The 22,236-nt window shown below is 71.1% G+C and carries 18 protein-coding genes; 13 read left to right on the top strand and 5 right to left on the bottom strand.

Features of this window, described 5'->3' with window-relative positions; translation table 11 throughout:
* Positions 1–9 precede the first annotated feature (9 nt).
* From G569_RS0142345 to G569_RS0142365, 5 genes are read left to right on the top strand one after another with little or no spacing between them, the layout of a single operon-like run.
* Positions 10–615 (top strand): GntR family transcriptional regulator, encoded by a 606-nt coding sequence (locus G569_RS0142345; RefSeq protein WP_028067895.1) that lies wholly within the window; start codon positions 10–12, stop codon positions 613–615.
* Complete coding sequence (locus G569_RS0142350) at positions 597–1,793, top strand: CaiB/BaiF CoA transferase family protein (protein ID WP_028067896.1); 1,197 nt, start codon at positions 597–599, stop codon at positions 1,791–1,793. The genes G569_RS0142345 and G569_RS0142350 overlap by 19 nt, the downstream gene beginning before the upstream one ends.
* Before the next feature lie 10 nt (positions 1,794–1,803).
* Positions 1,804–3,777, top strand: coding sequence for a hydantoinase/oxoprolinase family protein (locus tag G569_RS0142355; RefSeq protein ID WP_028067897.1), 1,974 nt, complete (start codon positions 1,804–1,806; stop codon positions 3,775–3,777).
* Positions 3,777–5,666: a hydantoinase B/oxoprolinase family protein gene (locus G569_RS56340; protein WP_037503065.1), complete on the top strand. Its 1,890-nt coding sequence runs from the start codon at positions 3,777–3,779 to the stop codon at positions 5,664–5,666. Before G569_RS0142355 ends, G569_RS56340 begins: the two co-directional genes overlap by 1 nt.
* Positions 5,659–6,330 (top strand): isochorismatase family protein, encoded by a 672-nt coding sequence (locus G569_RS0142365; RefSeq protein WP_028067898.1) that lies wholly within the window; start codon positions 5,659–5,661, stop codon positions 6,328–6,330. Before G569_RS56340 ends, G569_RS0142365 begins: the two co-directional genes overlap by 8 nt.
* A gap of 15 nt (positions 6,331–6,345) precedes the next feature.
* On the opposite strand, the gene G569_RS56345 is transcribed toward G569_RS0142365, so the two are convergent.
* Complete coding sequence (locus G569_RS56345; RefSeq protein WP_053227815.1) at positions 6,346–7,644, bottom strand: MFS transporter; 1,299 nt, start codon at positions 7,642–7,644, stop codon at positions 6,346–6,348.
* Between the two features lie 43 nt (positions 7,645–7,687).
* Here G569_RS56345 and G569_RS60280 point away from each other — a divergent pair, with 43 nt between their 5' ends.
* Positions 7,688–8,530 carry an AraC family transcriptional regulator gene (locus tag G569_RS60280; RefSeq protein ID WP_053227816.1) on the top strand — a complete coding sequence of 281 codons (843 nt, stop codon included), beginning with the start codon at positions 7,688–7,690 and terminating at the stop codon, positions 8,528–8,530.
* Here the strand turns inward: G569_RS60280 and G569_RS0142380 are convergent.
* Complete coding sequence (locus G569_RS0142380) at positions 8,489–9,382, bottom strand: hydroxymethylglutaryl-CoA lyase (protein WP_211233239.1); 894 nt, start codon at positions 9,380–9,382, stop codon at positions 8,489–8,491. The genes G569_RS60280 and G569_RS0142380 overlap by 42 nt on opposite strands.
* 50 nt (positions 9,383–9,432) lie before the next feature.
* Between G569_RS0142380 and G569_RS0142385 the strand changes: the two genes are divergently transcribed.
* From G569_RS0142385 to G569_RS0142395, 3 genes are read left to right on the top strand one after another with little or no spacing between them, the layout of a single operon-like run.
* Positions 9,433–9,957: a hypothetical protein gene (locus G569_RS0142385; RefSeq protein WP_157592690.1), complete on the top strand. Its 525-nt coding sequence runs from the start codon at positions 9,433–9,435 to the stop codon at positions 9,955–9,957.
* 22 nt (positions 9,958–9,979) lie between these two features.
* The gene (locus G569_RS63540) at positions 9,980–10,147 is read left to right on the top strand and encodes a hypothetical protein (RefSeq protein ID WP_157592691.1); all 168 of its coding nucleotides are present in this window, start codon (positions 9,980–9,982) and stop codon (positions 10,145–10,147) included.
* Between the two features lie 52 nt (positions 10,148–10,199).
* Positions 10,200–12,413 carry a hypothetical protein gene (locus G569_RS0142395; protein ID WP_028067901.1) on the top strand — a complete coding sequence of 738 codons (2,214 nt, stop codon included), beginning with the start codon at positions 10,200–10,202 and terminating at the stop codon, positions 12,411–12,413.
* A gap of 190 nt (positions 12,414–12,603) precedes the next feature.
* On the opposite strand, the gene G569_RS56355 is transcribed toward G569_RS0142395, so the two are convergent.
* Both G569_RS56355 and G569_RS0142405 read right to left on the bottom strand, forming a co-directional pair.
* Positions 12,604–13,260 carry a GntR family transcriptional regulator gene (locus G569_RS56355; protein WP_169542375.1) on the bottom strand — a complete coding sequence of 219 codons (657 nt, stop codon included), beginning with the start codon at positions 13,258–13,260 and terminating at the stop codon, positions 12,604–12,606.
* 249 nt (positions 13,261–13,509) lie between these two features.
* Positions 13,510–14,589, bottom strand: a complete 1,080-nt coding sequence (locus G569_RS0142405) for a hypothetical protein (protein ID WP_157592692.1) — start codon at positions 14,587–14,589, stop codon at positions 13,510–13,512.
* A gap of 75 nt (positions 14,590–14,664) precedes the next feature.
* Between G569_RS0142405 and dnaE the strand changes: the two genes are divergently transcribed.
* A complete protein-coding gene (gene dnaE / locus G569_RS0142410; RefSeq protein ID WP_028067903.1) occupies positions 14,665–18,186 on the top strand; it encodes a DNA polymerase III subunit alpha in 3,522 nt (1,173 codons plus the stop codon).
* 69 nt (positions 18,187–18,255) lie between these two features.
* Here the strand turns inward: dnaE and G569_RS0142415 are convergent, their stop codons facing one another.
* Entirely contained in the window at positions 18,256–19,131 is an 876-nt protein-coding gene (locus tag G569_RS0142415; RefSeq protein ID WP_028067904.1) for a deoxyribonuclease IV, read from the bottom strand.
* Positions 19,132–19,146: 15 nt separating this feature from the next.
* Here G569_RS0142415 and gltX point away from each other — a divergent pair, with 15 nt between their 5' ends.
* The 3 genes from gltX to G569_RS0142430 all read left to right on the top strand — a co-directional run bounded on the left by gltX (position 19,147) and on the right by G569_RS0142430 (position 22,153).
* Complete coding sequence (gltX, locus tag G569_RS0142420) at positions 19,147–20,475, top strand: glutamate--tRNA ligase (protein ID WP_028067905.1); 1,329 nt, start codon at positions 19,147–19,149, stop codon at positions 20,473–20,475.
* A gap of 132 nt (positions 20,476–20,607) precedes the next feature.
* The gene (locus G569_RS56360) at positions 20,608–21,705 is read left to right on the top strand and encodes an HDOD domain-containing protein (protein ID WP_053227818.1); all 1,098 of its coding nucleotides are present in this window, start codon (positions 20,608–20,610) and stop codon (positions 21,703–21,705) included.
* A gap of 55 nt (positions 21,706–21,760) precedes the next feature.
* The gene (locus G569_RS0142430; RefSeq protein WP_028067906.1) at positions 21,761–22,153 is read left to right on the top strand and encodes an RrF2 family transcriptional regulator; all 393 of its coding nucleotides are present in this window, start codon (positions 21,761–21,763) and stop codon (positions 22,151–22,153) included.
* The last annotated feature ends 83 nt before the right edge of the window (positions 22,154–22,236 follow it).

Consider the following 22,236-nt stretch of genomic DNA (forward strand, 5'->3'; position numbering starts at 1 on the left):
GTATGCAAGATGCCGCAGCCGCGTGTACGCGATCTGCTCGAGGAGGCGATCCTCGGAGGCGAGCTGAAGCCCGGTGAGCGCTTGCGCGCGGAGGCGCTCGCGCAGCGGTTCGGGACCTCGCGGACGCCGATCCGCGAGGCGCTGTTGCAGCTCGAAGGCCAGGGGCTGGTCGAGGTCGAGCCCAACCGCGGAGCGGTCGTGCGCTCGTTCGACCGGGGCGATGTCCTCGACCTCTACGAGATCCGCGCGCTGATCGAGCCGCACGCGGCCGCGCGCGCCGCCACGCGCATCACGGCGCAGCAGATCGCGGAGCTCGCCACGCTGTGCGACGCCGAGGACCAGCTCGTCGCCAACGAGGCCTTCCACCGCATCATCCTCGAGGCGGCCCAGAGCCCGCGGCTCGTGGTCGCGATGCGCGCGGCGACCGGCATCCCACGCAGCTTCCGCACGGCGTTCTGGCACGACGAGCGCCAGCGTGCGGAGTCGCTGATGTGTCATCGGCGGCTCGTGACCGCGTTCGAGGCGCAAGACGCCCAGCTGGCCGAGGCCGTGATGCGCATGCACATCCTCGGTGCCGTCGCGTTCCTGGAGGAGACATGGCCGACGAACCACTGAAAGGCCTGCGGGCGATCGAGTTCGGGCAGCTGCTGGCCGGGCCGTTCACGGGCACGCTGCTGGGCGACTTCGGCGCCGACGTGATCAAGATCGAGGCGCCCGGCGCCGGCGACGCGATGCGCGACTGGGGCCGCCTGCGCCACAACGACCGCAGCCTGTGGTGGACGATCCTGGCGCGCAACAAGCGGTCGGTGGCGTTGAACCTGCGCGAGCCGGAAGGCCAGAAGATCGCCGCCGACCTGGCCGCGAGCGCGGACATCGTCGTCGAGAACTTCCGGCCCGGCACGATGGAGAAGTGGGGCCTCGGCCCGGAGGACGTGCACGCCCGCAACCCGCGCGCGATCTACGCCCGCGTGTCCGGCTACGGGCAGACCGGCCGGTACGCGCAGCGAGCCGGCTTCGCCTCCGCGGCCGAGGCGATCAGCGGCCTGCGCCACATCAACGGCTACCCCGGGCAGGCGCCGCCGCGGTCTGGGATCTCGCTCGGCGACACGCTCGCCGCGCAGTCCGCGTTCCAGGGCATCCTGCTCGCGCTCTTCGCGCGTGAGCGCGGGGCCGAGGGCCAGGTGGTCGACGCCGGGATCGTCGACGCCTGCTTCGCGCTCAGCGAGTCGTCGACGCTCGAGTACGAGAAGACCGGCTTCGTGCGCGAGCCGACCGGGCCGCGGCTGCCGCGGATCGCCCCGTCGAACGTCTACCTCAGCGCCGACAAGAAATGGGTCGTGATCGCCGCCAACCACGACACGCTGTGGCGACGGCTGGCGAAGATCATGGGCAAGCCCGAGCTGGGGGAGGACGAGCGCTTCGCCACCCACCACGCGCGCGGCGAGCACGAGGACCTGCTCGACGAGATCATCGGCGCGTTCGCCGCGCAGCACACGGCGGACGAGCTCGACCGGATCATCAACGACGGCGGCGTGGTGTGCGCACCGGTCTACACCGCCAAGGACGTCTTCGAAGACCCGTACTTCCGTGAGCGCGAGCTGCTCGTGGAGCATGAGGACGAGGTGCATGGGCACGTGACCGTTCCGGGGGTCGTGCCGAAGCTGAGCCGGACGCCCGGCTCGATCCGCCAGGCCGCCCGCTGGACGGTGGGCGCCGACACGGACGCAGTGCTGGAGGAGCTCGGAGTGGACGCGGCGGAGCGCAAGCGCCTTGCCGAAAACGGCGTGATCTGAAGGGAGCCACATGGCGTATCGGCTGGGCGTGGACGTCGGAGGGACGTTCACCGACCTGTTCCTCGTGGATGACGGCGACCATCGACAGTGGCGGGTGAAGACGCCGTCGACGCCCTCGGATCCCTCGCAGGGCGTGCTCACCGGGGTCGCGCGGATCTGTGACGCGGCCGGGATCGCCCCCGCGGAGCTCGCCAACGTCGTCCACGGGACGACCGTCGCGACCAACGCCGTGCTCGAGTCCAAGGGCGCCCGCGTCGGCCTGATCACGACCCAGGGCTTCGGCCAGATCCTGCACCTGGCCCGCTCGCAGACGCCGGGCCCGCTCGCCGGCTGGATCATCATGGTCAAGCCCGACCCGCCGGCGTCGCTCGTGGATACGCGCGAGGCCGTAGAGCGTATGGACGCGCGCGGAAATACGCTCGTCCCCGTAGATGAGCACCAGATCGCGGAGATCGTTGACGATCTCGTTGCATCCGGTGTCGAATCGTTGACGATCTCGCTCATCAACTCCTACGTGGACGGGCGTCACGAGCAGCAGATCGCCGACATCGTCGAGCGCCTGCACCCCGCGTTCCCGGTGACGATCTCGTCCGCGGTCCTGCCGGAGTTCCGCGAGTACGAGCGGACGCTGACGGCGTGCATGAACTCATACGTGCGACCGCGTGTTGCCGCGTATGTCGACCGGCTCCAGGGTTCGCTGCACGAGCTCGGCGTGAAGTCGGAGGTCGACATCCTGCGCTCGGACGCGGGCGTGATGACGCCGGTCGAGGCGGCGCGGAACCCGGTCTACGGCGTGCTGTCCGGGCCGTCGGGCGGCGTCGCGGGCGCGTTGTACGTCGCCGCGCGGGCGGGCTTCCCGAACGTGCTCACGTTCGACATGGGCGGCACCTCGACGGATGTGAGTCTGTGTCAGTCCGGTGAGCCGACGATCGGCAGAGAGACGACGATCGGGCAGTTTCGTATCAAAGTGCCGAGCGTCGACGTGCACACCGTCGGCGCCGGCGGCGGCTCGATCGCGCACGTCCCCCAACTCACCGGGGCGCTGCGGGTCGGCCCGCAGTCGGCGGGCGCGGAGCCAGGCCCGGCCGCGTACGGCCAGGGCGGCACCGAGCCGACCGTGACCGACGCCAACGTGGTCCTCGGCCATCTCCCGGCCGACCTGATCGGTGGGGAGATGGCGCTCGACGTCGAGGCCGCGCGCACCGCCGTGGGCACGATCGCCGACGCGATGGGACTCTCCGTCGAGGCCGCGGCGGACGGCATCCTCCGGATCGTCAACGAGAACATGGCGGGTGCGCTCCGCGTGATCTCGGTGCAAAGAGGACACGATCCGCGCGAGTTCGCGCTTGTCGCGTTCGGCGGCGCCGGCCCGCTGCACGCCAACGCGGTGGCCGAGCTGATGGGCTCGTTCCCCGTGATCGTGCCGCCGTCACCGGGTCTTTTGTGCGCATTGGGCGACCTCGTCGCGGGATTCCGCAACGAGTTCGCGCAGACATTGATCCGTCTCACCTCGGAGGTCGGCGACGCGTCCGCGATCCTCGCCGAGCTCGAAACCCGCGCGAGGGCTTGGATGGAGGCGCAGGGCATCGCGGCGGAGGCGCAGAACATCGAGTTCCTCGCCGACATGCGGTACCGCGGCCAGGGCTACGAGATCCCGGTTGGGTGGGGCGAGGACCTCGACGAGCGATTCAACGCGCTGCACGAGCAGCTCTACGGCTTTCGCATGCCCAACACGGCGTCGGAGATCGTCAACCTGCGCGCCGTCGGCACCGGGGACCGGCCGGCGCCCGAGCTGCCCGAGGCCGAGCCCGTCGCATCTCAGCTCGCGGCGGGCACGTACGCCCGCGCCGAGCTCAAGCCCGGCACGACGATCGCCGGCCCGTCGATCGTCACCGAGTTCGACTCCACCACGGTGATCCTCGAGGGCTACACCGCCGAGATCGACCGCTACTTCAACCTGCTGATCCGTCCGGAGGCTTCGTGATGGCCGCCCTGCCGAAGATCGCCGAGATCCCTGACATCGAGGTCGACCCGATCACGCTCGACATCATCGAGAACGCGCTCCGCCACGCGCGTTTCGAGATGGACGCGGTGCTGTTCCGCAGCGCGATGTCACCCGTCATCCGCGAGCAGCACGACGAGTTCCCGATGCTCACCGACCCCCAGGGCCGCATGGTCGTGGGCCAGTTCGGGGCCTACATCTCGGAGATGATGGCCGACTGGGACCGTGGCATCTATCCGGGCGACGTGATCCTCACGAGCGACCCGTACAAGTGCAGCGCCTCGATCTCGCACACCAACGACTGGCTCGTGCTGGTGCCGATCTTCTTCGAGGACGAGCTCGTCGGCTGGTCCTCGCAGTTCGGCCACCAGATGGACGCCGGCGGCCGGCTCCCCGGCTCGCTGCCGACGGGCGCGACGACGATCTTCGAGGAGGGGATCATCATCCCGCCGCTGAAGATCGTCGAGCGCGGCGAGGTGCAGGAGGACGTCCTCCGGCTGATCCTCAACAACGTCCGCCTGCCCGAGATGAACCGGGCGGACCTGTTCGCGATCGTCGCCGCCTGCCACGCCGGCGAGCGGCGCGTGATGGGCCTCTGCGAGCGCTTCGGCAAGGACGTCTACCTCGCCACCTTGCAAGCGCTGCTGGACCGCACCCACGAGGCGATGCGCAAGCTGATCCAGCTCGCGATCCCCGAGGAACCGCAGACCTTCGAGGACTGGATCGACGACGACGGGCTCGGCAACGGCCCCTACAAGATGAAGTTGACGATCTGGCGCGAGGGGGAGGAGGCCTGGTTCGACTGGTCCGGCACCGACCCCCAGTCGCTCGGCCCGATCAACTTCTACCTCTCCGAGGGCATGTTCAAGATGTTCATCGGGGTCTACCTGATCATGGTCAACGACCCCGACATCCTGTTCAACGACGGCTTCTATCCGCTGCTGCACGTCGTCATGCCCGAGGGATGCCTGCTCTCGCCGCGCCACCCCGCGGCGCTGGGGTGCCGCACACACGGGCTGGCGCGGCTGTTCGACGTGCTCGGAGGAGCCCTGACCAAGCAGGCGCCGGAGCTCAACACCGCCGCCGGCTACGGCACCTCGCCCTACATGCTGTATTCCGGTTGGAAGGACTCCGGCGAGTTCTTTTACGCGATGGAAATCCTGTACGGCGGAATTCCGGGCCGCCCGATCGGCGACGGCATGGACGGCCACTCGTGGTGGCCGCTGTTCGAGAACATCCCGACCGAGTACCTCGAGGCCTACTACCCGCTGCGCGTCGACGGCTACACGACCGTGATCGACTCCGGCGGCGCGGGCCTGCACCGTGGCGGCAACGGCGTCGAGAAGCGCTACGTCTACCTGGAGCCGGGCCACGTCTCGATCCACGACGACCGCTGGCTCACCCGCCCCTGGGGCGTGTTGGGCGGCCAGCCCGGCGAGCGCTCGACGAAGCTGTTGCGCCGCGCCGACGGCAGTGAGCAGGTCCTGCCGGCCAAGTGCGACGAGATCGAGGTCTCGCCCGGCGACATGCTCATCTACCGCACCGCGGGCGGCGGCGGTTGGAAGGACCGCCTCGACCGCCCGATCGAAGCCGTCGAACGCGACGTCGCGTTCGGGTTGGTCTCGGCGGAGAAGGCGCTACGCGCGTACGGCGTGGTCGTCGGCGACCCCGCGGCGACCGAGGCCGAACGCGCCCGCCAACGCGCCGAACGCGGCGACGCCGCCGCGTTCGACTTCGGCCCGCCGATCGACGAGGTCCTCGAACACTGCCTCGAGGAGACGGGCCTCCCGGCCCCGACCAAGGCGGTCCCGCTTCGCTGGTCGCCGCTCGAGTCCCGCGAATCCGCCCTCGAACGCGCCCGCCGTGGCTGACGACCGGACCACGCCGCCCGGCTCGCCGGGCGGCGCCACCGCGGCGGGCACCGCCGCCGCGGGCGGCGGGCACTTCGGCGGCGGCGCGGGGTTCGGGGCGCGGCCCGCCGTGGTCGTCGTCGACCTCAACCTCGGCTTCACCGACCCGCGGTCGCCGCTCGCGTGCGACCTCGACGACGTGCTCATACGCACGCGTGCGTTGCTCGACGTCGCGCGGCGTATCGACGTGCCGATCTACTTCACGACCGTCGTCTACGACGAGCTGGGGGAGGTCGCGGCCGCGGTATTCCTGCGCAAAGTGCCCGCGCTCAAGCTGTGCCGGCCGGGGACGCGGTGGGTCGAGATCGACCCGCGGCTCGGCCGCCTCTGCTCGGAGCCGGTCATCGGCAAGGCGCACGCCTCGGCGTTCTTCGGCGTCCCGTTCGCCACGATGCTCGCCGGCCGCGACACGCTGATCGTCTGCGGTGCCTCGACCTCCGGCTGCGTCCGCGCGACGGTCGTCGACGCGATGCAGCACGGATTCGCCCCGATCGTGCCACGAGAGTGCGTCGGGGATCGCTCATCTCGTGCTCATGACCAGGCCCTCTCCGACATCGAAGGCAGATACGGAGACGTGCGTAGCGTCGACGAGGTGATCGCCGCCCTCGAGGCGCTCAAGAGATGAACTCCCGCCCGCCCCTCACCTCGACGCGACGACCGGCCCGGCAAGCGGGCGGCGCAACGGTGACGACGCCAGCGCCGCGACGCCGCACACGCCCGCGATCCCCACGGCCGTCGCCGTCAGGCCCCACGTGAGATAGACGGAGCCGAGCGTCGCGATCGCCACCGCCTGCGCGAGCAACGCGCCTGTCGTGAGCAGTGCGGTCGCCTCCGGCGCATGTTCGGGCCGCACCCGCGCGACCGTCGCCGCCACGACCGGGCTGAACCCGGCGGCGTGGCCCGCGCCCGCGACGAACAGCACCACCTCGGACCATGCCGACCAGCCCAGCGCCGCGACGAGCAGCGCGCCGCACCCCAGCGCGAGCGGCCCGACCGCGCCCGGCGGCCTCCACCGGCTCAGGCTCATCGCCGCGAAGCCCGCCGCGTACGGCGCGAACGCCAGCCCGGCACGCAACGGCGTGTACCCGAGGTCGTCCTGGAGGTGCAGCGTCAACGCGAACAAGAGCGCGCCGTAGGAACCCATCACGCCCGCGACCGTCACGAGCCCACGTGACACAGACGGCAGCACGGTCAGGTCCAGCAGCGGCGCCGGACGACGACGCTCCACCCGCGCGAACACGGCCAGCAGCGCGGCTCCGGCGAGCAGGCTCGGCCACACCCACCACGGCCACCCCTGCTCGCGGCCCAGCAGCAGCGGGACCAGCAGCAGCGCCATCGCCCCCGACAGCAATGCGACGCCGAGTACGTCGAGCCGGCGACCGCGCCCCGGCGGCTCGCCCCGGAGCATCCCGAACGCGGCCAGGAACAGCACGGTGCCCAAAGGCACGTTGATCAGCAGCGCCCAGCGCCAACCGGCGGTCGTCACGACGACGCCGCCGACGAGCTGCCCGAACAGCACACCCACCGACAGGATCATCGAGTAGAGACCCACGGCCCGAACGCGCGCGCCGCCCGAGAAGCGCCGCTGGATCACCTGCAACGTCTGCGGTGTCATCAGCGCCCCGCACGCGCCCTGCAGCAGCCGCCCGCAGAGCAGCACGGGCGCACTCGGTGCCAGCCCGCAGACCAACGAGGAGACGGTGAACCCGGCGAGGCCGGCCAGGAACATGTTCCCGTGCCCGCGATCGTCACCCAACCGCGCCCCCGTCACCACGAGCACGCCGAACGTGAACGTGTACGCGGCGAAGATCGCCTGCAGCATCGTGGGGGAGGCGTCCAGCTCGCGTTGCAGCACCGGGGTCGCGACGGTGAGGATCGACGCGTCCATCGAGGCCAGCAGCTGGCCGATCAACAACAGGGTCAGAAGGCGCCACGGCATGCCTCCAAGGTCGAGCCCGCCGACGTGCAACGCTTGAACGGAGATGCTCAGTTCGGCCGCGCTCCTCACCACGCCCGACCTACGCGTCCGCGACCTGCACTGCGCCCACGCCCGCGGCGGCTGGTGCGAGACCGAGATCTCGAACCGTGCGGCGATCATCTTCCCGCGCCGCGGCTCCTTCCGGCGCCGCGGCGCCCACGGCGACGAGGTCATCGAGCCCGGCGTCGCGTACTTCCAGCGGGCGGGGGAGGAAGAGGAGTTCGCGCACCCGCACGACGGCGGCGATCGGTGCACGTCCGTCGGCCTGAGCGACCGGCTCATCGCGCAGCTCCTCGGCGGCGACCCGACGCTCCCGGGCCGGCTCGTCGCGACGACCCCGCACGACGACCTCGTCGTGCGCACGCTCGGCGTGACGGGTGAGGTCGCTGAGCTTTGCCACGGGACGGTTGGTGACCCCACCCGTCACGAGGAGCGCGTCATCGGCCTCGTCGCGAGCGTCCTCGCCGCCGCCGTCCCGAAGCGCGCGGCCGCCAATCGGCCCTCCACCGCTCAGGCCCGCCGCCGCGCCGCCTCCGACGCCCGCGAGGCCCTCGCCGCGGACCCCAGCCTCGGCCTGCTCGCCCTTGCGCAGGCCGTCGCGGTCTCGCCCCACCACCTCAGCCGCGTCTTCAAGGCCGAGCTCGGCGTCTCGATCACGACCTACCGACGACGGCTTCGGCTCAGAGCAGCGCTCGAGCGGATCGACGAGGGCGGGCTCGCCCGCGTCGCGGCCGACGCGGGGTTCGCCGACCACGCCCACTTCACGCGCGAGGTGCGCGCACTGCTCGGCACGACGCCCTCCGCGCTACAGCGCGAAATTGCCGGCCCGCTGCACCAGTCCGGGTAGGTCGCGCCCCATCACGCCCGCGAGCCACTCGGCGACACCGATCAGCGCATCGAGGTCGATGCCGGTGGACAGGCCCTCGTTCTCCAGCAGGTAGACGAGGTCCTCGGTGGCGATGTTGCCCGTCGCCCGCGGCGCGAACGGACAGCCGCCGAGCCCGCCGACCGACGCGTCGAGCACCGTCGCGCCGACCTCCACACCCGCCAGCGCGCACGCGTAGCCCGTGTTGCGCGTGTTGTGCATGTGCAGACCGACCGGCTTGCCGCCCTCGAGCGCGCGCGGGACGAGCTCGCGCACCTGGCGCGGAACCGCGACCCCGATGGTGTCGGCGAGGATCACCTCATCCGCGCCCGCCTCCGCCATCCGCAGCGCGTGCTCGATCACGAGGCCCGGGTCGACATGGCCCTCGAACGGGCAGCCGAACGCGACGCTGATCGTCGCCGTGACCTTGAGGTCGGTGGCGGCGATGATCTCCTCGGCGGTGCGCGCGGCCTCCTCGACGGTGGTGTTCTGGTTGCGCCGCGCGAACGTGTCCGTCACCGGATAGGCGACGTGGATCTCGTTCGTGGACGTCTCCAAGGCCCGGTCGAGACCTTTGCGATTGAGGACGAGGCTCGCGTAGTTGACGCCATCGTCGTCCGGCAGCGCCGCGAACACCTCTTCCGCGCCCGCCATCTGCGGGACGAGCTTCGGATGGACGAAGCTGGCGGCCTCGACCCGCCTCACGCCCGCGGCCGCGATCCGCGTGCACAACTCGGCACGAACCGCGGGTTCGAGGGTCACCTTGTCGTTCTGCAGGCCGTCCCGCGGCCCGACGTCGCACACGCTGATCTGCACCCGTGGATTGTTCCGCACGGCGAGTTCCTTCCGTCGCGCCGCGCGGCGTGCATAGACTGATCACCTCGATGGATCTCCGAGAGCTCCTAGGGATGCTGGACATGCCGCCGGGCGAGGGCTACTACCGCAGCCGGATTCCGTGCCCGGACGACGAACGCGTCGCCCGCGTGGTGCGCGCCTTCAGCGAGTCGTCGCCCGGCCGACAGGCCGTCTTCCGCGAGGCCGTGGACGGCGTCCGCGCCGGGCTGCTGCTCGTCTTCAGCGAGCGGATGGCCGCGCTGGCCGTGCGGATGGAGAGCGCGCAGCCGGTCGTGCAGGGTCTGATCGCCGCGTCGCTGGCGCAGGAGGGCGACCCGCGCGAGGCACTCGCGGTCCCCGCGTTGCACCGGCGCTCGGCCGAGATCCTCGGCCTGGACACCGTGCGGTTGTTCGACGAGGCCGCCGGCCGGACCGACCTCTCCGGCGCCCACTGGCTGCGCGACGTCCGCGACGCCGACGAGAGCCCCGAGGACGTCGGCTACGAAGAGGCCGACGACGGCGAGGGCTTCCGGTACGAGCGAGCCGTCGCGCGCCAGCCGCGGCATCGCTACTGACCCGCGCGGGTAGGGTCACGACATGTTCTATTCGCTGCTCGGCCGCACGGTCTGGTTCGGCTTGAAGCTCTTCCTGCGCCGCAAGTACGGCCAGACCTACGTGCCGAAGTCGCTGCTCGCCGGTGCGACGGTCGCGGTCGCCGTGGGCGTGGGAGTCGCGGTGCTGCGCGCCCGCTCCGACGAGTCCTGAACCCGCAAGTCCCCGTTCACATCCGGCGCGCCTGCCAGGATGCGGGCGCAACATGGCCGAGTCGTCCTCACCCGCCCTGCCCGGCGACGTCGAATGGCTGCCCGGGCCAGGCGGCACGCGCCTGCTCCGCATCCACCCTTCGGGTAGCGAGCCGCCGGCGCTGATCCTGCGCCTGTCGGCCGGGGGAGAGCGGCGCATCGACGCCGGCGCGTCCGAGTACGTGATCCCGCGCGAGCTCGACTGGAGCGCCGCGTGGCTGCAGTGGCCGGACGGCACGCGAGCCGCGCTGCCCATGCCGCACGGCGTGCACGCCGAGGTCATCCAATTGCACCCGCGCCGCTTCGCGCGGGACACCACCGAGCCGCTCGAGCGCGGCGCAGCGGCGGAGTCGCAGCTCGACCCCGCAGGGGCGGCCGACGCGGCCGTGCCGCCGCTGGATCAAGGCGTGACGCCAAGCGCGCCGGCCGTGCCGCGACTCGATGACGCGCCCACGGCACAGCCGCGGGATCAAGGTTCCGCCGCGCCGGCGAGCGACCCCGGCGGCTCGTGGACGACGCCCCCGCAGCTCGCCGACACGACCGAGGCGGCCGAAGCGGCCTGGCGTGCGCGGCGCGACGACCTCCGCCGCGAGCTCGCCGAGGCCGCCGACACGATCGCCCGCGCCCGCGAGGGCGAGCGCACGGCCCGCGATGCCGTCCTCACCGCGCTCGCTGCCGTCCGCGCGGACCTGCGCGCGTCACGCGCGGCGCGCGAGGCGGAGGCATCCACCCTGGCCGCCGTGTCCGGCGAGCTCGAGGCCGAACGTGCCGCCCACGCCGTCACGCGCGGGAGCGTGGGCACCTTGGCCGACGCGCTCGCCGCCGCGCGGGCGGAGATCGCCGCCCACAAGACGCGCGCAGAAGCGGCCCGCGCGGAGCTCGAAGCCGCCCGCGCGACCGGCGCCGCCGAGCTCGCCGACGCCCGTCGCGACCTCACCCGCACACGCGCCGAGCTCACCTCCTTGCGTGAAGCGCTCGACGCCCGCCCGCCGGTGACATCCGGCAAGTCCGACCTCGAGCGCCGCGCACGCGAGCAGGCCGCGGCCGCCGCCGGAGCCGCGCGTCGCGCCCCCGGCGACTCCGCGCAACTCCTCGCGAACCTCGACGCGGCAGCCGCCGCCCTGCGCGCCTCCGCACCCCGCGTCGGCGAACCCGCGAACGACACGGACCGAGCGCCCGCCGACACTGCGGCGCCGCTAGAGAACGGAAGCCGTGCGCCGGGCGAGCCGACGACCGGCGATGCCGCCCGCGCGCCCGGTCCGAACGCGGCGCCGACGTCCGGCGACGCCGTCTCCGCGCCCGGCGCGGCGACGCCCGGCGACGCCGTCCCTGGCATCGCGTCCCCGCTGCGGGACGCGAGCGGTGCGCCCGACGACCCGCCCACGGCCGCGGCGGCGATCGCAGTGCCGACCGGCGGCGCAGGCCGTGCGCCCGCCCCCGACGTCGCGTCGTCGAGCGCGCGCATCGTCGCCGCGTCGTCGACCGACCTCGTCGTCGCCGACGGCGGCCGGCGGTTGCGGCAGGCGCTGGTCGCGCTCGCCCGCGTGGACGGCGTCGCGGCCGGTGCGCTCCTCGTCGGTCTCCTGCCGGCCCAGGGCGCGGTGCTGACCGGGGTGCTCAGCTACGACATCACCGTCCGCGGCGTCGGGACCTTTGCGGTGTTCGTCGAGGGTGGGTCGGCGCGGGTCGTGCGGCTGTCGCGGCGCCGCCCACGCGGCGAGGCGCTGTTCCACCTCTCGGCCGAGCCGCTCGTGCTGGCGGAGCTGCTGGCCGGCGAGCGCGACAAGATCCGCCGCTTCCGCCGCAACGCGAAGGTCTCAGGGCGCCGCAGGGGCTTCAACGAGCTCGCTCCGCTCAAGGACGCGCGGCTCTCGCTCGCCGACGCGGCCAGGGCGGGTGCGCGGCTCGAGCCCGCGCTCGTCTACCGCGCGCTCCCGCACGCGATCGATCCGGAATGGACCCGCGGGCACACGTTCACCGTCGCCCAGCGGATCGCCGAGTTCGACCCGCAGACCTGGCACATCAGCGTGCGTGACGGCCAACCGCTGCGCGTCGTCGAACGCCGGACCGAGGCCCGCGCCGACGCGTTCGTGACGATGAGCCGCGCCGCCTTCGAGCGCATGCTCCGCAACGAACCTCCGGCCGACGGCGACCGCCCGCAGATCCGCGGCGACCGTGCGGCCGTGGCCGCCCTGAAGCGCTGGACGGACATCGCCCGGGGCGCCTGACGCGCACGACCGTCGAGTTTCTCGCGCACACCGCGACTAAGTCGACACTCGATCGCGGGACGGAGGCCCCGCGAGCGGCGCGGAGGCGAGCACGGTGCGGCGGGGCGAGTTCACGGCGCCGCTGCGGGCGAGTCCGCGGCGGCGAGCAGGACGCGGTGGGGCGAGTCCGGGGCGGGGCGGGCGGCGCGCCCTAGGCGCCGTGCGTGACCGCGAGCGCGCGGGACTCGCCGCGGCGCAGGTGGTCGAGCAGCGCGGCGCGGGCAGACGGGGGCGGCGCGTGGACCAGGGCGTCCATCAGGCCCGCGTGGTCGGCGGCGAGGTCGTCGAGGTCCGAGGCGACGCGGTCGGCGACCGCGAGCACGATCCGCAGCTCGCGCAGCGCCGCCTCGGCGGCCGTGCGCAGGCGGCGGGAGGACGTGGCGGCGACGATCGCCAGGTGGAACGCGGCGTCGGCGGCGACGGCGGCGCGGCCGTCCTGCGCCTTCGCGGCCTCGGTCATGGACACGACCGCGGCCTGCAGCCACACGTCGTCGGCAGGGCGGCCGCGGACCATCGCCTCCAGGCCCGCGAGCTCCAGCGTGCGGCGCGTCGCGAAGAGGTCCCGCACGTCGTCCACCGACAGGCGCACGACCTCCAACCCGCGATGCAGGGAGTGGACGAGCAGGCCTTCGCGCTCCAAGGACGCCAACGCGCCACGAGCGACCTCGCGGGGAACGCCGAGACGAGCCATCACGTCGGCGTCGTCCAGTGGGGTCCCGGGCGGGTAGAAGCCCGACAGCACTTCTTGACGAAGCGTCTCGGCGACGTCGTCGGCGGGGCCGGTCCGAGTCAGCGGGAGCAGCGTCACGTCCCACTCCTGCAAGCGGTGCGTCGTCGCGCGGACACGCCCCGGTCAGGGCAGGTCCGCGCACGGACCAATGGGGGTTCCAGTGCGCTGCGAACGGAAGATGCGCACCCAGTCAGCCCCTCCGCCAAACGGTGCGCCCTAGGGGCGACTTCATACGACACAACCACGATGCTCTGAGGATCGCGCGGAACTGTCAAGTAACACAGTGTCAACGGACCAGGGTCTGATCGGGGCATTGCGGTCAAAGGCTCAACCATCGGCCAGGGTCGGCCAGATCGCGCCCACCGCGTCGCCGATCTCGTCCAGCTCCTCGGCACGGAGCGCCTCGGTGCAGAACATCACCGCGCCGTCGAGGACCATCGCCCGCACGCTGGGATCCCGGCGCGCCAATCCGTCGCACAGCGCAACGGCATCGCGCCCGCGCAACAACAAGGCGTTGACCGGGCCGTCGCCCACCCAGCGCTCGTCCAGCGTGAACGCCCCGAGCGAAACGCGCGCGCCGTCCAACGCCGCACACCTGGACGCCAGCTGCCCCGCCAGCGACGCGTAGCCGGCGAGCCGCGCCTCGTGATCCATCGCGGCCCAGTCCTCCAACGCCGCGACCGTGGCGACGACACACGCGCGGTCGAGCTTGAACGCCCGCCCGAACGTGCGCCACTCGCCGCTCTCGTACTCGGTGAAGTCGAGCGCGGCGACGTCCGCCACCAGCGCTTCAGAGCCCGCCACGAACCCACCGCCGTTCGGTCCCCAGAAGTACTTGGCCGAGAAACACGCCACGTCACCGGCCGTTGACCAACGTCGCAGCGCGGACAACGGGTAGCTCAGGTACGCGGCGTCGATGACGACCGGGACGCGGGCGAGCCGCGCCAACGGCGCGACGACGTCGATCCCCACCGCGACCTCGTCCAGATGCGCCGGATGCAGCACCGCACACGCGCCGCCGCGGGCCAGCGCCGCCTCGATCTCGTCCACGAACTCCACTCGCGCCCCCGCCAACCCCGCGCAGCGGGCGTACTTGTATTCATGCCCGCGCTGCATCAGGACGACCGCGTCGACCAGCGGGAGCGCCTCGCCGACCCGGCCGTTCCCGCGGGCGATCGACGCCCCCACGCTCAGCGCGATCCCCGCCGACGCCCCCGGGACCACCCGCGCGGCCGGCGCGCCGCACACGGACGCGATCCGCATCCCCGAGGCGTCGAGCAGCTCCGGCATCGACATCCAGACCCGGTTGGCGGCGCCCGCCGCCGCCCACACCCGCTCCGACAGCACGGACCCACCGAGGTCCGTATAGATCCCACACGCGTTGACGACACGCCGTACGCCCAACATGCCCACGCATTTTGCAGGGAGCGGGCGCGGGATCCGCGGGTGGCGTCCGCCGCGACGCCTAAGGTTCCCACCCCGATGAGCTCCACGACCGTCGCCCACCTGCACGTCCACTCCGAGTACTCGCTGCTCGACGGCGCGTGCAATATCGGCAAGCTCGCCGAGCGCGCGGCCGCCTTCGATCAACCGGCGATCGGCCTGACCGACCACGGCGTCATGAACGGCGCGGTCGAGCTGTACAAGGCCGCCAAGAAGCACAACGTCAAGCCGTTGCTGGGCCTGGAGGCCTACTTCGTCGACGACCGCCATGTGCGCGACCGCAAGGTCGAGCGCAACCACCTGACGCTGCTGGCGGCCAACAACGAGGGCTTCAAGAACCTCACGACGCTCTCGAGCAAGGGCTTCCTCGAGGGCCTGCACCGCGGCAAGCCGGGCGTGGACCTGGAGCTGCTCTCGATGCACTCGGAGGGCGTCATCGCGCTCTCCGGCTGCCTGGCGTCGCGGACGAGCCAGCGGATCATGGAGGGCAAGCTCGACGAGGCGCGCGAGCACCTGGACGAGCTGATCCAGATCTTCGGGCCGGAGGACGTCTACCTCGAGGTCCAGAAGAACGGGCTGACCGAGCAGGACCAGGTCAACGAGGCGATGAAGCGCTTCGCGGCCGAGACGGGTCAGAGCCTCGTCGGCACGGCGGACGTCCACTACCTGCGCAAGGAGGACTTCCACCACCACGCGGCGCTGCTGTGCGTGCAGACCAAGTCGACGCTGGCCGCGCCGAAGATGTCGTTCTCCACGAACGAGTTCTATTTGAAGTCCACCGACGAGATGGTGGAGTCGTTCAAGGAGTTCCCGGGCGCGATCGAGTCGACGCTCGAGATCGCCGACCGGTGCGAGGTGGAGATCGCGCTGGGCGGGCAGCTGATCCCGTCCTTCCCGTGCCCGGACGGGCTGGGGGAGAAGGAGTACCTGCGCAGCCTGGTGCTCGCCGGCATGCAGGAGCGCTACGGCGACCCGCTGCCCGCGGACGCCGTCGAGCGCATGGAGATGGAGCTCGGCGTCATCGACAAGATGGGCTTCAACGCCTACTTCCTGATCGTCTGGGACTTCGTCAACTGGGCGAAGAACAACGGCGTCGCCGTGGGCCCGGGCCGTGGCTCGGCGGCGGGCTCGATCATCGCCTACTCGCTGCGCATCACCGATGTGGACCCGCTGCGCTACGACCTGCTGTTCGAGCGCTTCCTCAACGCCGAGCGCGTGTCCATGCCGGATATCGATATCGACTTCTCCGTGCGCGGGCGCGAGCGCGTCATGCAGTACGTGAAGGAGAAGTACGGCACCGAGCGCGTGGCGCAGATCATCACCTTCGGCAAGATGTTCCCGCGCGCGGCGACGCGCGACGCCGCGCGCGTGCTGGGGCACGACTACGGCGCGGGGGACAAGCTCGCGAAGCTGATCCCGGACCCGATCATGGGCCGCTCGCCCAGCTTCGCCGACTGCCTGCAGCCGGGGGAGGACCTGGCGAACGAGTACGCGCGGGACCCGATCGCCAAGCAGATCGTGGACGTCGCGCAGGGGCTGGAGGGGATCGTGCGCAACGCGTCGATCCACGCGGCCGCGGTCGTGATCTCCGACCGCGACCTGACGGACATCGTGCCGCTGCAGCTGGCCGACGCCGGCACGGGCGAGGACGGCGCGAAGGTCTACCGGACGGTCACGCAGTTCAGCATGAAGCCGATCGAGGAGATCGGCCTGCTGAAGATGGATTTCCTGGGCCTGCGCAACCTCGACGTGATCGAGGACGCGCTGGACATCATCGGGCGTTCGACGGGCCAGCGGCCGGACATGGCGACGCTGCCGCTCGACGACAAGAAGACCTACGAGATGATGGCCCGGGGCGACTCGGTGGGCGTGTTCCAGTTTGAGTCCGAGGGCATGCGCGAGGCACTGCGCAAGGTCAACCCGACCGAGTTCGAGGACCTCGTGGCGCTCGTGGCGCTCTACCGCCCGGGCGCCATGGACCAGATCCCCGCGTACGCGCGCGGGAAGCGCAACCCGGAGAACATCACCTACATCGACGACCGGCTGCGCCCGATCACCGAGTCGACCAAGGGCGTGATCCTCTACCAGGAGCAGGCGATGCAGATCGCCAAGCAGCTGGCAGGGTTCAGCGGCCCGAAGGCCGACGACCTCCGCAAGGCGATCGGCAAGAAGAACCGTGCCGCGATGGCCGAGCTGCAGCCGCTCTTCTTCGAGGGCTGCACGAAGAACGGCGTCGCGCGCGACGTGATGGAGTCGCTGTGGGCGACCAACGAGAAGTCCGCCGACTACTCGTTCAACAAGTCGCACGCGGCCTGTTACGCGCTGATCTCCTACCGGACGGGCTGGCTGAAGGCCAACTACCCGGCCGAGTACATGGCGGCGCTGATCTCGTCGGTCATGGACACGAAGGACAAGGTCCCGTTCTTCGTCAACCAGGCCGAGTCGATGGGCATCGAGCTGCTGCCGCCGGACGTGAACCTCTCAGACCACGAGTTCATGGTCGTCGAGGGCAACATCCGCTTCGGGCTGGACGCCGTGAAGGGCGTCGGCTACGCGGCGGTCGAGGCGATCAAGACCGCGCGCGCCGAGGACGGTGACTTCACGTCGCTGTGGGAGTTCTGCGAGCGGGTGGACGGCCGGGCGGTCAACAAGCGCTCGATCGAAGCGCTGATCAAGTGCGGCGCGTTCGACTCCACGGGGGCGACGCGCAAGGGCATGCTCGAGGTGCTGGACTCCGCGCAGGCGGCCGGCCAGCGCGCCCAGCAGGACGCGCAGATGGGTCAGGGCTCGATCTTCGACCTGTTCGACAGCGGTCCCGCCGACAACGCTTCGCCGTTCAACGCGCCCACCTACCCGCCGATCCCGATCGAGGAGTTCGACCGCACCGAGCTGCTCGCGATGGAGAAGGAGTCGATCGGCATCTTCATCTCCGAGCACCCGCTCAAGCGGGTCCGCGAGGCGCTGAGGATGAAGTCGGATTGCTCGACCGACAAGGTGATCGATCAGAAGGACGGCGACTGGGTCAAGGTCGGCGGCATGATCACCGAGTCCAAGAAGATCCGCACGCGGTCGGGCTCGACGATGATGTTCGCGACGCTGGACGACCTCGAGGGCTCGGTCGAGATCGTGGTCTTCGAGAAGGCGCTGGCCGCTGCCGAGGGCGTGATCGCCGACGACGCGATCGTGCTCGTGCGCGGCCGCGTGGATCACAAAGAGGCCGGCAAGGTCTGCATCATCGTCCAGGACGTGGACAAGTTCGACCCGTCCGACGCGGAGATCGAGAAGGCCAAGGCGCAGGTGGCGAAGATCGCCGCGCAGCGCCCGAGCGCCTTCAAGCGCCGCGTGAACGCGGCCCAGTTGCCGGCGACGGTGATCGACGACCTCCGCGAGCTCTTCGAGCGCTATCCGGGCGACATGGAGTTCGTGCTGATCATGCAGACCCGGACGGGCGAGCGGCGGCTGAAGTTCGGTGACGCCTACAAGGTCAAGGGCGGCGACGCCGGGTTCAAGGCCGAGCTCAACGGCCTGCTCCCGGCGATGGCGGTGTCGGCGGCCGCCTGATGTTGAAGGCGGTGCAGCCCTTCCGCCCCACCCCGATCATCCGACCTTAACGCGCGAACCCTCGCGGGCTTAGGCGCTGCCGAGGCGCTCGGCCAGCCCGCGCGCGCGCAGGTCATACGCCCACGCGACGTCGACCGGCTCGATCTCCTTGCCGGACCGCCCGGGGCCTTCCAGGATCGCCGGAAGGCCCTCGAAGCGCGCCTCCGAGAGGAACGCGATCATCCCGTCGAGCCCGATCTCGCCGTCGCCCGGGTTGACGTGGCGGTCGCGGTTCGAACCCAGCGGGGTCATCGAGTCGTTGACGTGCAGGGCCTGCAGGCGCTCGCAGCCGACCACCTTGTCGAACTCGTCGATCACGCCCGCCAGCGACTCGCGCGTGCGGACGTCGTAGCCGGAGGCGAACAGGTGGCACGAGTCCAGGCACACGCCGAGGCGCTTCTGGCCGCCCGCGGCCTCCAGGAGCCCAGCGAGCTCCTCGAAGGAGCGCCCGAGCGTCCCACCCGCTCCGGCCGTGTCCTCGAGCAGCAGCGGGCACTCCTCGGACTCGGCCAGCGCCTCTTTGATCACGACGCCGGCGCGTTTGACCGCATCTTTCGCGGAACCGCCGTTTTTCAACGCCGATCCCGGATGCAGGACGACGCCCGTGGCCTTTAGCTGCGCTCCAGCGTTCAACGCCACAGTGAGAGCAGTGAGTGACTTGTCACGAATCTCCGGGTCCTCGGACGCGCAATTGAGCAGATAGACCGCATGGATCACGACCTGCTCAACGTTGGAGCCGTCCATCGCCTCGTGGAACGCGGCGACCTCTTCGTCGTGGTAGACGCGCCCCTTCCACTGCCGCGGATTCTGATTGAAGATCTGGATCGAGCGGCAGCCGCGCTCCTCGCCCCGCTCCACGGCCTTGGCCGGGCCGCCGCTGGGGGAGACGTGGGCGCCGATCAACATAGGATGATGTGAACCATGCGGGTGCGTTTTCCTCCATCGCCGACCGGCGCGTTGCACATCGGCAACGCGAGGACGGCACTGTACAACTGGCTTCTCGCGCGGGGCTCGGGCGGCGAGCTCGTCCTGCGGATCGAGGACACCGATCGCGAACGTTCCACGGCTGAGAACGTCCAGCTGATCTTCGACAGCCTCGAATGGCTCGGCATCGACTGGGACGAGGGGCCGATCTACCAGACGTCCAACGCGCCCCGGCATGCCGAGGTCGTTCAGCAGCTGCTCGACTCCGGGCAGGCCTATCGATCCACCGCCGGCGCGGAGGAGGTCAAGGCCTTCAAGGAGGCCAATGGCAATCGCGGCTTCCGCGGCTCCGACGAGGGCACGGGCGCCGTGCGCCTGCGGATGCCCGACGAGGGCGTGACGCTGGTCCGGGACGTGATCCGCGGCGAGAGCGCGTTCGAGAACGTCCTCCAGGACGATCTCGTGATCGCCCGCGCGGACGGGACGCCGATCTACCACCTCGCGGTGGTCGTCGACGACCACGACGCCGGGATCACGCACGTCGTGCGCGGGGCGGACCACTACTCCAACACCCCCAAGCACATCCGGATCTACGAGGCGATGGGCGCGGAACTGCCGACGTTCGCCCACCTTCCGCTGCTCCATGGGCCGGATGGGAAGAAGCTTTCGAAGCGACACGGCGCAGCTTCGGTTCAAGATCTGCGCAATTCGGGGTATCTACGCGAGGCGGTGATCAACTACCTCGCGCTCCTGGGCTGGGGCTACGACGAGACGACGACGTTCTTCAGCATCGAGGAGCTCCAGCAGCTGTTCTCGCTCGAGCGCGTCTCGAAGAACCCGGCGGTCTTCGACGAGCAGAAGCTGCGGTGGATCAACGGCCGCTACGTGCGCGAGCTCTCGCAGGACGATCTCACGCACCGGCTCGAGGACTTCACGGGTCGGACGGGTCTGGCCGGCGCGGTCGCGATCACCCAGGAGAAGATCTCCACGCTCGACGAGTTCTGGAAGCTCGCCGCGTCCTTCTACGACGGGCCGGTGGACGACCCCAAGGCGCGCGAGAAGTTCCTCGAGCCGCGCGAGTCCAAGGAGGCCTTGGCGGACGTGCGCGACGCGCTCGTGGAGCTGGCGGAGCCCTGGACCGAGGGGAGTGTCGAGGAGGCGCTGCGCGGCGTCGCCGAGCGGACGGAGCGCAAACCGAAGCAACTCTTCCAGCCTCTACGCGTTGCATTGACAGGAACGACCGTCTCACCCGGTATCTTCGAGACCGTCGCGCTGCTGGGGCGCGATGAGACACTCGGCAGAGTGGGGCGCGCGCTTGAGGCGTAGTCGGCGGGATAGGAGGGGTAAATGGCGGGGGCCTCAACCATTGGTCCAGCGGTGCCGATACAGGGTCAAGGTGACTTTGTGATGACGCCTGGCCAAACTCCAGAACCACTCGCTGCGGCCGATGACTCACTCATGAGCACCGCAACCGCACCGGCCGCCGTCCGGCCCCGCCCCCGCGGCGACGCGCCGTACGCCGTCGTCGGCCGTCCTCGTAATGAGGGTCACGGCAAGCGACTGACCGCTGCGTTCGAGGCCCTCGAGGTCTTCCCGGCGCTCGCCGAGTCGCGGAACCGCCTGCTTGCCCTCATCTCCGAGGACAAGCCGTCGACCGCCGACGTCGTCCGCGCGATCGAGTCCGACGTCGCGCTCGTCATCTCCGTCATGCGTCTGGCCAACGGCCTCGACTCCCCGCGTCGCGGCCAGGTCGAGTCGGTCGTCGGCTCCGTCGAAGTGCTCTCGCCCGAGGCCGTCCAGCGCCTCGCCGCCAACGCCGAGACCTTCGAGTTCTTCGAGCGGGGCAAGACCTGGGACGCCGCCCCCGAGCGCTTCCGCCTGCACGCCGTCGCCGTCCAGCGCGCCGCCGACCGCCTCGCGTCGGCCGCCGGCTACGCCTACCGCGATCGTCTGCTCGTCACCGCCCTCCTGCACGACGTCGGCAAGCTCGTGCTCATGCACGCCTACCCGGGCTACCCGAAGCAGGTCCACGGGCCCGCCCGCACGCCCGAGGAGCGCCTGCACTACGAGCGTCGCGAGCTCGGCGTCGACCACGCGCTGGTCGGCGGCGTGTTGGCTCGCCGCTGGAACCTCCCGAACGCGGTGGCTTCCGCCATCGAGCGCCATCACTCCGACGACGCCCAGGGCGACGCGGCCTTCGTCCGCCTGGCCGACATGCTCGCCCACTACTCCCAGGGCTCGCCCGTGAGCTCCACCGAGCTCCTGCGTGCGGCCCGCACCGTCGGCTTCGGCCCCAGCGAGCTCCGCGCCGTGCTCTACGACCTGCCGTACCCGTCCAACGACCGCCCGCGCGCCGTCGAGCCCTGCCCGCTCTCCACCCGCGAGCTGGACGTCCTCAAGCGCCTCGCCCAGGGCATGGTCTACAAGCAGATCGCGCTCGAGCTCTCGTTGAGCACCAGCACGGTCCGCACCCACCTCCACAACATCTACGGCAAGCTCGGCGCCGTCGACCGCGCCCAGGCCGTGTTGCACGCGACGGAACGCGGCTGGCTCTAGTCCTTCGTCGCGGCCTCGCGCGCTCGCGCGCCGGGTCGCATGTCAGGATTGGCCCGTGCTCTCGATCACGACCAAATCGCCCTACGCGATCCGCGCGCTGGCCGAACTCGCCCGCACCGGCGGCGCCGGCCCGGTCCCGATCGGCGAGCTCGCCCGCCGCCGCGACGTCCCGGTCCAGTTCCTCGAGCAGCTCTTCGCCGTCCTCCGCCGCGCAGGCATCCTCCGCTCCCAACGCGGCGTCAAGGGCGGCTACGCCTTCGCCCGCGAACCGGGCGAGGTGACCGTGCTCGAGGTCGTCGAGCTCCTCGACGGCCGCCTCGGCGCCGAAGCCGAAGGCATCTTCGCCGAAGCCGCCGCCGCAGCCCGCGCCGTCCTCGCCAAGACGACCATCCTCGACGTCGTCGACCGCGAGAACCAGGCCGCGGGCGCGACGATGTACTACATCTAGTTAGATCGCCGTTTGCAGGGCCTTTTGGCTCTGCGGGCACGATGTGACCCGGCTGGGTCCGGTCGAATCCGGCCGAATCCGGG

The organism is Solirubrobacter soli DSM 22325 (genome assembly GCF_000423665.1).
Classification (GTDB): Bacteria; Actinomycetota; Thermoleophilia; order Solirubrobacterales; family Solirubrobacteraceae; genus Solirubrobacter; species Solirubrobacter soli.